The organism is Micromonospora sp. WMMD1120 (assembly GCF_029626235.1).
In the GTDB taxonomy this organism is placed as follows: Bacteria; Actinomycetota; Actinomycetes; order Mycobacteriales; family Micromonosporaceae; genus Micromonospora.
In genome coordinates this window covers 2,100,553-2,113,283 of the sequence record NZ_JARUBO010000005.1, presented here as the reverse complement: position 1 = coordinate 2,113,283, position 12,731 = coordinate 2,100,553, and the positions used below count along the sequence as shown (strand labels likewise).

10 protein-coding genes are annotated in these 12,731 nt (G+C 73.3%); 4 read left to right on the top strand and 6 right to left on the bottom strand.

Annotated features, from left to right (window positions below):
* Window positions 1–33: 33 nt before the first annotated feature.
* Window positions 34–1,596 carry an AMP-binding protein gene (locus O7634_RS10005; protein ID WP_278153925.1) on the top strand — a complete coding sequence of 521 codons (1,563 nt, stop codon included), beginning with the start codon at window positions 34–36 and terminating at the stop codon, window positions 1,594–1,596.
* A gap of 14 nt (window positions 1,597–1,610) precedes the next feature.
* Here the strand turns inward: O7634_RS10005 and O7634_RS10000 are convergent, their stop codons facing one another.
* Together O7634_RS10000 and O7634_RS09995 are read right to left on the bottom strand one after the other, a co-directional pair.
* Window positions 1,611–2,252 carry a response regulator transcription factor gene (locus O7634_RS10000; protein WP_278149854.1) on the bottom strand — a complete coding sequence of 214 codons (642 nt, stop codon included), beginning with the start codon at window positions 2,250–2,252 and terminating at the stop codon, window positions 1,611–1,613.
* Window positions 2,249–3,379 (bottom strand): histidine kinase, encoded by a 1,131-nt coding sequence (locus O7634_RS09995; RefSeq protein ID WP_278149853.1) that lies wholly within the window; start codon window positions 3,377–3,379, stop codon window positions 2,249–2,251. Before O7634_RS09995 ends, O7634_RS10000 begins: the two co-directional genes overlap by 4 nt.
* A 161-nt stretch (window positions 3,380–3,540) precedes the next feature.
* Here O7634_RS09995 and O7634_RS09990 point away from each other — a divergent pair, with 161 nt between their 5' ends.
* Window positions 3,541–4,620: a DUF418 domain-containing protein gene (locus O7634_RS09990; protein WP_278149852.1), complete on the top strand. Its 1,080-nt coding sequence runs from the start codon at window positions 3,541–3,543 to the stop codon at window positions 4,618–4,620.
* Between the two features lie 39 nt (window positions 4,621–4,659).
* Here the strand turns inward: O7634_RS09990 and purD are convergent, their stop codons facing one another.
* The 3 genes from purD to O7634_RS09975 form a co-directional block, all read right to left on the bottom strand.
* Complete coding sequence (gene purD, locus O7634_RS09985) at window positions 4,660–5,910, bottom strand: phosphoribosylamine--glycine ligase (RefSeq protein ID WP_278149851.1); 1,251 nt, start codon at window positions 5,908–5,910, stop codon at window positions 4,660–4,662.
* A 181-nt stretch (window positions 5,911–6,091) separates the two neighbouring features.
* Window positions 6,092–7,024, bottom strand: a complete 933-nt coding sequence (locus tag O7634_RS09980; protein ID WP_278149850.1) for a type IV toxin-antitoxin system AbiEi family antitoxin domain-containing protein — start codon at window positions 7,022–7,024, stop codon at window positions 6,092–6,094.
* Window positions 7,025–7,239: 215 nt separating this feature from the next.
* Window positions 7,240–8,529, bottom strand: coding sequence for an adenylosuccinate synthase (locus O7634_RS09975; protein WP_278149849.1), 1,290 nt, complete (start codon window positions 8,527–8,529; stop codon window positions 7,240–7,242).
* A 122-nt stretch (window positions 8,530–8,651) separates the two neighbouring features.
* Here O7634_RS09975 and O7634_RS09970 point away from each other — a divergent pair, with 122 nt between their 5' ends.
* Both O7634_RS09970 and O7634_RS09965 read left to right on the top strand, forming a co-directional pair.
* Complete coding sequence (locus O7634_RS09970; protein WP_278149848.1) at window positions 8,652–9,671, top strand: diacylglycerol kinase family protein; 1,020 nt, start codon at window positions 8,652–8,654, stop codon at window positions 9,669–9,671.
* Between the two features lie 80 nt (window positions 9,672–9,751).
* Complete coding sequence (locus O7634_RS09965; RefSeq protein ID WP_278149847.1) at window positions 9,752–12,034, top strand: chromosome partitioning protein; 2,283 nt, start codon at window positions 9,752–9,754, stop codon at window positions 12,032–12,034.
* 45 nt (window positions 12,035–12,079) lie between these two features.
* Here the strand turns inward: O7634_RS09965 and O7634_RS09960 are convergent, their stop codons facing one another.
* Window positions 12,080–12,508, bottom strand: coding sequence for a DUF3151 domain-containing protein (locus O7634_RS09960; RefSeq protein WP_278149846.1), 429 nt, complete (start codon window positions 12,506–12,508; stop codon window positions 12,080–12,082).
* Between the last annotated feature and the right edge of the window lie 223 nt (window positions 12,509–12,731).

The window sequence follows — 12,731 nt, the reverse complement described above, 5'->3', positions numbered from 1 at the left end:
CCGCCCGCGCACCACCCCGAGGAGGTCTGCGGCATGGACCTGCCGTTCATGGTCGCCACGCTGACCCGTCGCGGACTGCTCACCCCAGGAAGCCCGATCCGGATCGCCTCGCAGCTCAACGCGCTGCGCAACTGGGGGTGGAGTCTGGCCGGCGAGCTACGCCAGGCAGCCGCGCGGGACCCCGGTCGCGCGGCCGTCATCGACGAGAACGGCGTCGAGCTGACCTACCACGAGCTGCTCGATCGGGCCGAACGGATGGCCCGGTCGATGCGTGCCGGGCTCGGCGTACAGGCCGGGGACCGGATCGGCGTGCTCTGCCGCAACCACCACGGACTGATCGAGACGATCGTCGCCGCCACTGTGCTCGGTGTCGACGCGGTGCTGGTCAACACCGGGCTCTCCGCGGCCCAACTGGGCACCGTCGCCGAGGAGCAGGGGCTGCGCGTCCTGGTGCACGACGACGAGTTCGCCGATCGGGTCCTCGGCCTCCCCGCCGAGCTGCCCCGGGTCGACGAACGTGCCCGCGAGGAGCTGGTGGCCGGCGCGCTGCCCGGTGACCTGCACCCGCCGGAGCGCGACGGCCGGATCATCGTGCTGACGTCGGGCACCACCGGCACCCCCAAGGGCGCCCGCCGACCGACGCCCGGCGGCTTCGGTCCGCTGGTGTCCATCATCGACCGCATCCCGCTGCACGTGCGGGACCGGGTGCTGATCGCCGCCCCGATCTTCCACACCTGGGGACTCGCCGCCCTCCAGGTCTGCCTGGCGCTGCGGGCCACCATCGTGCTGCACCGTCGCTTCGACCCGGCCGCCACGCTCACCGCCCTGACCACACACCGCTGCAACGCGCTGTTCGCCGTACCGGTGATGCTGCAACGGCTGCTGGAGGTTCCCCCGCCCGAGCCGCGCCCCCCGCTCACCGTCGTCGCGGTCAGCGGGTCCGCCCTGCCCGGCGGCCTCGCCCCGAAGTTCATGGACGTCTACGGGGACGTTCTCTACAACCTCTACGGCTCCACCGAGGTCTCCTGGGCCTCCATCGCCGGCCCCGAGGATCTGCGCCAGGCACCGACCACCGCCGGCCGGCCGCCGCACGGCACCCGACTGGCGATGCTCGACGACAACGGCCAGGCGGTGCCGGACGGGCGGGTCGGGCGGATCTTCGTCGGCAACGAGATGCTCTTCGAGGGCTACACCTCCGGCGCCACCCGGGAGAGCCACGACGGCCTGCTGGACACCGGCGACCTCGGCCGGCTCAACGCCGACGGGCTGCTCTTCGTCGACGGCCGGGCGGACGACATGATCGTCTCCGGTGGGGAGAACGTCTTCCCGTCCGAGGTCGAGGACCTGCTCGCGCAACTGCCGCAGGTCCGCGAGGCCGCCGTGATCGGGGTACCCGACGACGAGTACGGCCAGCGCCTCTCCGCGTTCCTCGCCCTGCACCCCGGCGAGACGCTGGACCCCGAGGCGGTACGCGAGTACGTCCGGCACTACCTGGCGCGCTTCAGCGTCCCCCGGGACGTGGTCTTCGTGAAGTACCTGCCCCGCAACGCCACCGGCAAGGTCCTCGCCCGCGAGCTGCGCCGCTACTACGGCTGAAACCGCGCGGGACCTCACCGACGTTGATCCAGACCCGCCTCCCGCGCCAACAGCGCCGCCTGGGTCCGGTTGGCGCACCCGAGCTTGACCAGAAGCCGTGAGACGTAGCCCTTGACGGTGGCCTCGGACAGGTGCAGGCGACGGGCGATCTGCTGGTTGGAGCGCCCGGCCCCGAGGCACTCCAGCACCTCCACCTCGCGATCGGTGAGCGACAGGACCAGGTCACGGGCACGCCGGCTACGCCCGGTCTGGGCGACGAGCCGGTCGGCCGCCACCGCGGAGAGCACCGTGTGTCCGGCAGCCGCCACGCGTACCAAAGCGAGCAGGTCATCGGGCGGCGTCGACTTGAGCAGGAAACCGGCCGCGCCGGCCCGGAGCGCGCCGGTGACGTAGTCGTCCAGGTCGAACGTGGTGAGAGCCAGCACCCGTGGTGGCGCGGGCAGGGTCATGATCCGCTCGGTGGCCCCGATCCCGTCGACACCCGGCATCCGCAGGTCCATCAGCACCACGTCGGGCCGTAGCCGCACCGCGGCCTCCACGGCGTCCGCGCCGTCGTACGCCTCGCCGACCACCTCCAGGTCCGGCGCGGACCCGAGGATCGTGCACAGGTGGGCACAGACCATCCGCTCGTCGTCGACGACGAGGACCCGGATCACGACCGCACCGCCATCGACACCCGCGCCGGCAGCACCGCGTGCACGGCGAAGCCGCAGTCCGCCGTCGGTCCGGCCGTGAACGTTCCGCCCAGCACCTCGACGCGGTGCCGCAACCCGGCCAGGCCGGTGCCACCACCGGCGGCAGCCAGGACGGCGTCGGGTGACCGGCCGGCCGGGGTGTTCGACACCGTGACGGACACCGTGCGCCTGCCGTACTCGATCGACACGGTGGCGGCGGCGCCCGGAGCGTGCTTGCGCACGTTCGTCAGCGACTCCTGGACCAGCCGGAACAGCGTCCTCCGCACCGTCGGCGCGACCCCCTCCGGCTCGCCCACCTCGGTCAGTCGCACAGGCAGGCCGACCGCGCGGGAATCGTCCACCAACCGGACCAGCTCGGGTGCGTCGTCCGGGACCCGATCGACCGGCGCGGACCGGTCCTCGCCACGCAACACCCCGACCAGGTCGCGCAGCTCCGTCAGAGCCTGGCAACCCGTCGCCCGCAGCTCCTCGGCCGCCGCCCGGACCGTCGGATCGGTGGTGGTGACCCCCAACGCGCCCGCCTGCAACACCATCAGGTTGATCCGGTGGGTGACCACGTCGTGCATCTCGGCGGCGAGCCGCACCCGCTCGTCGGCGCGGGCCTGATCGGCAAGGAGCAACCGCTCCCGCTCGGCCCGCTCCGCCCGGTCGGTCAACTCCGCCAGCAGGCTGCGCCGGGCCCGGACGTACATGCCCAACAGCCCCGCGACGAGGATGACCGTCGGAGCGGTGAACGGATCGCCGATCGACCAGGCGCTCGCCCCCACCAGGAACGCCACCGTCAGCACCGCGATCACCGTCCACTGTCGCCACCGCCGGCCCCGGCCGTACGCCGTGACGGCATAGGGGACGAGCAGAGCGGCCCAGGCCGGCGCGAAGAGGCTGATCCCGGCGATGGCCAGCGCGGCCGGGTACGGGCGCTGCCGCCGGACCAGCAACATGGCCGCGGCGGTGGCCTGCGCGGCCAGGTAGGCCCAGGTGGGCGCCGCGATCAGCTTGGTGTCGACGTCCGGGTCGGCCAGTTCCAGACCACCGCCGACCGCCGTCGCCACGAGCGCGAGCAGCACGTCCACGGCGACCCGGAGCACCCGGCCTCGGCCTATGGCAGCACAGTAACCGGGCCTGCGGGAAACGGCCCGCCACGCGTGGTCAGACCCGACGAACCCCCCACCGCCGTACGACGAAAGGAGGGTGCGGTCACGACTTTCTCCGCTGACGACGCGCGGCGGACGCCCTGTGGGATCGACGGATGACCGAATCGGTACGGACGACTGACCGACCACCGGCACCGACCGACGTGTCCACTGTCGGACCGCGGATCGGCGCGCTGGACGCGCTACGCGGCTTCGCGCTCTGCGGCATCCTGATCATCAACATCTATCAGCAGGTCGTCTTCGGTGGCGAGGCGGCCGGCACGTCCACGCAGCTTCCCGAGGCGGTGCGACTGCTCTTCTACGAGCGGTTCTATCCGATCTTCTCGATCCTGTTCGGCATCGGTTTCGGCATCTTCCTCCGGCGCGCCGCGACCCGGACCAGCCGGCCCCGGATGGTGCTCACCCGGCGACTCGTGTTCCTCCTGCTGATCGGCGCCGCGCACTTCGTCGTCCACCCCGGGGAGGCGCTGACCGCGTACGCGCTGGCCGGTCTGGTGGTGCTGCTGCCGCTGAGTTACCTCGGTGGGCGCACGGCTCTCGTCGTCGCGGTCGTGTTGTTGCTCGTCGGCGCGCAACTCGTCGTCGGTTACGGGCCCATCCCGGGCCTACTCGCCCTCGGCTACGCGCTGGCGGCGCTGGGCGTGCCGGACGCGCTCGAGCGTCGCGTCGGTCGGGTGGCGATCGTGTTCGCCGTCTGCACCACGCTCACGGTGACCTGGATCGTGCTGACCATCAGCGAGGTGGAGTTGCCGTTCCTGAACGTCCTCGGGGGACCGGGTGGGGGTGTGAGCCTGCTGCCCCCGCTCGCCGGCATCGCCACCGGCCTCGCGTACTGCTGCGGCCTGCTGCTCCTGCTCCGGACGCCGGCCGGACCGGCGCTGTCCGCGGTGTTCTCGCCGCTGGGTCGGATGGCCCTGACGAACTACCTGAGCGCCACGGCGCTGTTCCTGCTCGCCGGCCCGGCGTTGGGCATCGACAGCACCGACGACCTTCCCCGGATCGTGGGCCTGACCATCGGCATCATCATCGTGCAGGCGGTGTGGAGCGTGCTGTGGCTCCGGTCGTTCCGGTACGGCCCGGTCGAGTGGGCGTGGCGGTGCCTGACGTGGTGGCGGCGCGCCCCGATCCGGCGGCGGAGCGCCGAGTCGTCGACCGCGGTCACCGCCGCGGACTGACACTCCCCGGCGTGGGCACACCGGCCCCGACCGGCGTGGTCAGCCGGGAATCGTGATCCGGCCGTCGATCGCGGCGGCGGCGATGTCGGTGCGGTACTGCGAGCCGGCCAACTCCACACCCTCCACCAGCGCATACGCGGCTTCCCGCGCGGCGGTCAGGTCGACGCCGGTGGCCGTACCGCAGAGCACACGGCCGCCGGCGGAGAGCAACGCGCCGTCGTCAGCCCGTCGGGCGGTGCCGGCGTGGATGATGCCCGGACCGTCCGCGCCGGTGATCACGTCGCCGGTGCGCGGCGCGGCGGGATAGCCCTGGGAGGCGAGCACCACAGTGACGGCGCTGCCGTCCCGCCACCGCAGCGGCGGATGCTCGGCCAACGTGCCGGTGGCCGCAGCGTGCAGCAGCCCGCCCAGCGGTGTCTCCAGCAACGCCAGCACCACCTGGGTCTCCGGGTCGCCGAAGCGGGCGTTGAACTCGATCACCCGGGGGCCGGCGGCGGTGATCGCGAGCCCGACGTAGAGCAACCCGGCGAACGGCGTGCCCCGCCGACGCATCTCCGCGAGCGTCGGGTGCACCACGTCCCGCAGCACGTCGTCGACCAGGCCGGGTGGAGCCCAGGGCAGCGGCGTGTACGCGCCCATACCGCCGGTGTTCGGCCCGGTGTCCCCGTCGCCGAGCCGCTTGAAGTCCTGTGCCGGCAGCAGCGGCAGCGCCGCCTCGCCGTCGGTGACCACGAAGAGGCTGACCTCCGGGCCGTCGAGGAACTCCTCGACCACCACCCGACCACACTCCCGTGCGTGCGCCAGCGCGGCGGACCGGTCGTCGGTCACCACCACGCCCTTGCCGGCGGCGAGCCCGTCGTCCTTCACCACGTACGGCGCGCCGAACTCGTCCAGCGCCCGCGCTGCGCTCTCCTCGTCCGTGCAGACGTACGCGCGGGCGGTCGGCACAGCGGCGGCGGTCATCACGTCCTTGGCGAACGCCTTGGAGCCCTCCAACTGCGCGGCCGCGCCGGACGGACCGAACACCGCGATGCCCTTCGCGCGTACGGCGTCGGCCACACCGGCGACCAACGGCGCCTCGGGCCCGATCACCACCAGGTCAGCCGCCGTCTCCACGGCCAGCGCCGCCACCGCGGACGGGTCGGAGGCGTTGACGGCCCGCACCTCGGCAACCCCGGCGATGCCCGGATTACCGGGCGCGGCGAGGAGCGCGTCGACAGCCGGATCCGCCACCAGACCAAGGGCGAGCGCGTGCTCCCGCCCACCCCCACCAACCAAGAGAACCCGCACGCCCGAGATCCTACTGTCCCCCGCCCCCACCCGCCCCCGCCCCGCCCCTGCCCCGCCCCTGCCCCGCCCCGCCTTGGTTGATCATGAAGTTATCGCCAGTTGTCGCGGCGTGTCGTGAGCACAACCTCATGATCAACGCTGCGGGGGGGTGGGTGGAGGTGGGCGGGGTGGGTGGGGTCTGTTAGCGGCGGCGGGTGGCGGTGGTTATCGCCTGGCGGACGGTCCACGGGATGTAGTCGGGGCGGAGGGTGTCCGACCAGGTGAAGCGGAGGACGGTCCAGCCGGCGTTCACCAGCTGGTTCTGCCGACGTCGGTCGGCGAAGACTGCCGCGGGAGCGCCGTGCGGGCCACGACCGTCGGCCTCAGCGATGACCCGCGGCCCGCGCCAACCGAGATCACCGACGCCAACGAGATACCCGTCATCGTCGCGGACCTCGAGCTGCAACACGTCGGGCGGCACACCGCCGTCGACACAGCGGAGGCGGGCACGCGTCTCCAGCGGCGACTGGGCACGGCCATCAACCTCGGCGAGATAGCCACGAGCCGCGACCGCACCGCGACGCCCACGGATGAGGCGCGGGACAGCCAACAGGTCGTCGACGTCCACGACCCGACGGTTCAGCGCGGAGTCCAGCACGCTCACCGCCGAGTAGCGGTCCGCCCACAGACACAGGTCGGCAAGGGTACGAACAGGCGCGCTGACGCTGATCCCGTCCAGCCGTACGACCTGCTCCGGCGGGATGACGAACTGGTGGACCAGCACCTCCGGCTGGGCGGGGCGGGCCGGCCTGGAGAGTGGACCGGGAACCGACAGGTGAATCCGATTCGTCACAGGCAGACCGGCCAGACCGTGCAGCTCGGCGGCGGTCGACAGCACGGCGGTCGCCCCCGGGCCGAACGACGCCACCACCGCCCTGATCTTCGCGCGACGGGGTACGCCGTCGTACCGGTCGGCATCCACCAGATAGCTGTTCCGCGCCACCGCCCGCCAACGGCCAGCGCGGCAGAGCCGCCGCACGTCGTACACGCTCAGACCGGCAGACCGCGCCTGGGCGAGTGTCACGATCCCGTCCCGCGCGGCCGCAACCCGCCGCACCACATCCAAGGCGTCCACCCAGCCACCCTGAAGCACCGAGGAACCACCCGAAACCCCCTGTGGATAACCACCGCCCCCTGTGGATAACCCAAACAGACCCCAACCCGGTTGATCATGAAGTTATGGCCAGGACACGCCGACGCGAGTGGTCATAACTTCATGATCAACGGGGGCGGGGCGGGGGCGGGGCGGGGGCGGGGCGGGGCGGGGGAGGGGGCAGGGGTGGGGTGGGGTTAGGGGAGGAGGGGGTGGAGGTGGACGTTTTCGTCTCGGCCGGGGCCTACGCCTACCACGCTGACCCTGGTGTTGCAGAGCTCCTCGACCCTGGCGATGTAGCGGCGGGCGTTCTCCGGGAGGTCTTCGGCGGTGCGGGCCTTGGTGATGTCCTCCCACCAGCCGTCGAGTTCCTCGTAGACCGGCTTGGCGTGGTGGAAGTCCGTCTGACTCATCGGCATGTCGTCGACCCGGACGCCGTTGATCTCGTAGCCGACGCAGATCGGCACCTTGGGCATGCCGGTCAGGACGTCCAGCTTGGTGATGACCAGGTCGGTGACGCCGTTGAGGCGGCAGGAGTACCGCGCCACGACCGCGTCGAACCACCCGCAGCGGCGCTCCCGCCCGGTGGTGGTGCCGTACTCCGCGCCGATCTTGCGCAGGTGGTCGCCGTTGGCGTCGAACAGCTCGGTCGGGAACGGCCCGGCGCCGACCCTCGTGGTGTACGCCTTGCTCACCGCGATCACCCGGTTGATCGCCGTCGGCGGGATGCCGGCGCCCACGCAGGCGCCACCGGCGGTCGGGTTGGACGAGGTCACGAAGGGGTACGTCCCGTGGTCCATGTCGAGCATGGTTGCCTGGGCGCCCTCCAGCAGCACCGTGTCGCCCCGGTCCAGGGCGTCCCAGAGCATCGCCCGGGTCTCCGCGATGTACGGCTTGAGCCGCTCCGCGTACGCCAGGTACTCCTCCACGGTGGCGTCGACGTCGATCGCCTTGCGGTTGTAGACCTTGAACAGGATCTGGTTCTTCTCGCGGAGCGCGAGCTCCAGCTTCTTGCGCAGGATGCCCGGGTCGAGCAGGTCCTGGAGGCGGATGCCGATCCGAGCGACCTTGTCGCCGTAGGCGGGGCCGATGCCCCGGCCGGTGGTGCCGATCCTCGACGAGCCGAGGTAGCGCTCGATGACCCGGTCCAGCGCCCGGTGGTGCGGCATGATCAGGTGCGCGTCGCCGGAGATCCGCAGCCGGGACACGTCGACGCCGCGCTCGGCCAGGCCGTCGATCTCGGCGAGCAGCACCTTCGGGTCGACCACCACACCGTTACCGATGATGATCATCGCGTTGGGTGAGAGCGCGCCGGAGGGCATCAGGTGCAGCGCGTACTTCTGGCCGTCCGGCGTGATCACCGTGTGGCCGGCGTTGTTGCCGCCGGAGTAGCGCACGACGTAGTCGACCCGCTCACCCAGCAGGTCGGTAACCTTGCCCTTGCCCTCGTCGCCCCACTGAGCGCCGATGAGCACGATCGCTGGCATCTTTTCCGCCTCCAGAAGGCTCGGGTGCCAGGTGGCGACCGCTCGGCGAGCCCGGGGTGTCAGGTTAACAAGTAGTGACGGCGTGGCCGGCAGGGGTCGCGTCGAGAGGCAGGAGGCTCTCCGTGTACGACGTGGTGCTGCTCACCCTCGGTTCGGAGCGGGACGCTCCCGGGGTCTGTGGCAGCGGAGGAGCCTGCTGCGGCGGCGCGGCCGCCGCCGACACCGGGACGACGGACCCGGCAGCCGCCGACACCGGGCAGTGCGCCACCGAGCGGCCCCGCGTGCCGGTGCTGGCCTGCGCCGACGCGCTGACCGCCCGGGGCGCGCGGGTGGAGATGGTCACCGCCCGCTCGGACGCGGAGATCGACGCGGTGCTGGCCCGGCTCGACGGCCCCGCCCGCCCGGACGGCCTCACCTGGCCGGACCTGGACAGCAAGCTCCGGCTGGTCGTCGCCACGGCCAGCGACGGGCAGTTGCGCGCCGTGCTGCGCCGGCTGGTCCGGCGGTACGCTCCGGCGCCGAGTCGTCGTCCGGCGGACCTGCCCGGTGACCGGACGCTGCCCGACCTGCCGCCGGTGGCCGTACTCCCGCTCGACCCGGCGCGCGGCGGCACCCACAGTGACCTTGCCGCGCAGCTCGGGCTGCCCCGGGACCCGGCGACGGTGGCCGCCGCGGTGCTGGACGGCACCCCGCGCCGGCTGGACCTGCTCCGCAACGACGGCGGCTCGGTGACCCTCGACGGCGCGCTGCTCGGCGCGGCCGACGACGCCGGCCGGCCGTTGCACTGGCGGGCCCGGGTGGAGGTGGACGACACGGTCCTCACCAACGGCGACGAACCGCTGCTGGCGTGCGCGGTGGGAAATGCCGGCGGGTACGCGACGCTGGACGACGTGACGCTGCTGACCGCGCCGGACCCGGCCGACGGTCAGATCGAGGTCGCGGTGGCCGTCCCGGTGGTCGTCCGCTCGTCGTGGGGGCGCAGGCGGGTACGCCTGGAGGTCCGACGGACCCGTGGACGCGCGGTGTCGGTGCTGCCCAGGGAGGGCAAGGTGCCGTACCTCGACGACGGTGTCGAGAGCGAGCTGACCCGGAAGCGCTCCTGGTGGGTCGAGCCGGCGGCCTGGGCGGTCTGGTCGATCTGACCCGGCCACCACCTGGCTGCGCCGACCGGTCGCTTCAGGCGAATGGGCCTATCCTCGCAGGAGGACTGGGGAGGGCCGTAATGGACGAGAACGCCGACCGGGCTCAGGTGCCCGGCCAGCAGCCGGTGCCGGAGCGGGACATCGAACCACTGTGGCCGCCGGATCAGGGCGAGCGGGGCGCGGGCGGTGCCGTCCCGCCCTGGGCTGCGGTAGCCGAGCAGCCGGGTGGACCCCCGTCGGTTCCGCCGCCGGTGACACCCCCGGTGGCCGCGCCGCCGATCGGACGACCGCCGGTCCCCGGACAACCCGGCGCCCCGGCCCTGCCGCCGCCCTCACCGTCGGACTACCCCTCGCTGACCGGGGCGGTCCCGGCACCCGGTGGTTGGGCAGCCAACGGGCCGTCCGGCGCCGCATCGCCCTGGGCACCGGCACAGCCGAGCTGGCCGCCGCCGACCGATCCGGCCGCCGCGCCTCCGCCGGCGGCGGGCACCCACCCGGCACCGCCGAACTCTGCGGCGGTGAACGGCCGTCCGGACACCGCCAGCGGGGCGGTGAACGGCGCAGGCGGGGCGGGAACGACCCAGGCCGGTGACCGGGGTACGGCAGCACCCGGCACGCCGAACACACCGGGTGGAGTGGACCTCGATCTGCCCTTCACCCTGGACCCGACCGCCGGCGCCGCGCCCACCGACCGCCCCGCCGCGCCCACCAGCACGACGGCCAGCGCCCCGCCCACCAACGCCGCACCCCCCAGCGCCCCGCCCACCAGCGCCGCACCGACCAGCACGACTGCCAGCGTCCCGCCCATCCGGTCGGCAGCCGCGGCGGCCCCGGCCGATGCCGCTGCCGCCGCCTCGACGGCAGGCGCGCCAGCGGTGGCCGAGCCCCCGGCGACCCGCCCGACCCCGCAGGCCGCCGGAGCCGGAGCTGGGGCCGGGGCCGGGGCCGGAGCCGGAGCCGGGGAGAACGCTTCGGCCGGAGCGCCGCCCCGGCCACCAGCGGACTCGCCCTGGGCGCATCCGCCGCAGCGCCCAACCGCGCCGACCGCCGTCAGCCCGGACCACGGCGCCGCTCCCCCGCCCCCGATCCCGCCACCACCGCCCCCGCCGCAGGCCACCGATCCCGCGCCGGCGCACCCGGCGCAGCCGTTCCCGCCGGCGATCCCCGGCCAGGCCGGTCCGGCGCAGATGCCGCCTCCGCCGGAGCTGGCGCAGTTCGGCGGTCCGCCGCCGATGGGCCACACACCGCAGCAGGCGGGCCCGCCGACGCCACCGCCCGGCCCGTTCCCGCCCTCGCCGGGCTGGTACCCGCCGCCCTGGCAGCAGGGCACGCCCGGACAGCCGTACCAGGAGGCCGACGGGCAAGCCCGGACGCCCGCCCCGGGTTACCCGGACGCGACCGGCTACCCGGACGCGAGCTGGACGCCGGATGCCAGCGCGGCGCCGACCGCCGAGGACTTCGCCCGCCGCCGGCAGGTCCGGCCCGCCGAGCCGGTGGCGACCATGGGCGTACGGGCAGTGGTCAACAAGATCGGGCTGCTCCGGCTGTCGCCGGGACGGCACGAGCAGGAGCTGAAGCGGGACATCGAGATGGTGCGCCGCAACTTCGGCGGGCTGCGCCAGGTGACGGTGGTCAACCCGAAGGGCGGCGCGGGCAAGACCGTGGCGATCCTGCTGCTCGCGATGACGTTCGGCCAGAAGCGCGGCGGCTACGTGCTGGCCTGGGACAACAACGAGACCCAGGGCACCCTCGGGATGCGCGCCCAACAGGACTTCCACTCCCGCACCGTCCGGGACATGCTGCGGGACCTCGGTCAGTTCCAGGGGGCGCACGGGCGGGTCGGCGACCTGTCGCAGTACGTCCGCTCACAGGGCGAGGGCATGTTCGACGTGTTGGCGTCGGACGAGTCGGCCACCGGTGGCGAGATGCTGACCGCTGCCGCGTTCGCGGAGATCCGCGAGGTGGTCAGCCGGTTCTACAAGCTGATCTTCGTGGACACCGGCAACAACGTCCGGGCGCAGAACTGGCAGGCCGCGATGGACGCCACCGACCAGTTGGTGGTGACCATGTCGGCCCGTAACGACTCGGCGGAGACCGCCGCCCGGATGCTCGACCACCTGGAGCAGAGCGGCCGGCAACGGCTGGTCCGGCAGGCCGTGACCGTGGTGTCGATGCCGCCGTCGCGCAAGGAAATCGATCTGCCGGCCATCCAGGAACACTTCGCGGCCCGCACCCGGGCGGTGCTGCTGGCCCCCTACGAGCGGCTCATCGACAGTGGCGAGCCGATCCGGTACGGCGGACTCTCCTCGGCCACCCGGGACGCCTGGCTGAAGATCGCCGCCGCGGTCGCCGAAGGGCTCTGACCGACCGACGGCCGGCCCGGTGTCGGGCCGGCCGTCGGACCGCTGTCAGTTGCTGGCCAGCGCGTCGGCCGCCTCCGGGTCGCAGTCGCGCAGGAACTGGGCGCACCGGGCCGCCTCGTCGGCCTCGCCGATCTCGTCGGCGGCGCGGGACAGCACGTACAGGCAGCGGAGGAAGCCCCGGTTCGGCTCGTGCCCCCACGGCACCGGACCGTGCCCCTTCCAGCCACTGCGGCGCAACTGGTCGAGGCCCCGGTGGTAGCCGGTGCGCGCGTACGCGTACGCGGTCACGACCTGGTCCCGCGCGAACGCCCGGGCCGCGAGCTCCGCCCAGGCCGCGCTGTACGTCGGGAAGCCGGCCGCCACGCTGGCGAACGCCTCGTCGGTGCCGGTCTCGTTCGCGGCAGCCAGGGCCGCGTCCGCCTCGTCGTTGCCCGGCAGGCGGGTGGCCGGTGGCTCTGGCAAGAGGTTCTGCATCGCCCCATTCAACCCGCTGCACGGCGCGACACGCGAGCGGGTCGGCCGACGCGTTCCGCTGAACGGCTGAGGAGTTGGTCACGCCTGCGGCCTATGCCGCCACCAGGTGTTTTCCGTTACAACTATTGGTCCGGAGCCTCCCCAGGAACCGGTAACGCAGGAGCCCGGTGGCCACGACCACCGGGCTCCTGTCGGTCCCCGGGCCGGCCCGAGGTTTGACCCG

What these genes read in the sequence shown, in the direction of transcription:
- O7634_RS09960 (WP_278149846.1), bottom strand. Translation starts at nt 12,508, where the DNA reads ATGCAGAACCTCTTGCCAGAGCCACCGGCCACCCGCCTGCCGGGCAAC.
- O7634_RS09990 (WP_278149852.1), top strand. Translation starts at nt 3,541, where the DNA reads ATGACCGAATCGGTACGGACGACTGACCGACCACCGGCACCGACCGAC.
- O7634_RS10005 (WP_278153925.1), top strand. Translation starts at nt 34, where the DNA reads ATGGACCTGCCGTTCATGGTCGCCACGCTGACCCGTCGCGGACTGCTC.
- O7634_RS09975 (WP_278149849.1), bottom strand. Translation starts at nt 8,529, where the DNA reads ATGCCAGCGATCGTGCTCATCGGCGCTCAGTGGGGCGACGAGGGCAAG.
- O7634_RS09965 (WP_278149847.1), top strand. Translation starts at nt 9,752, where the DNA reads ATGGACGAGAACGCCGACCGGGCTCAGGTGCCCGGCCAGCAGCCGGTG.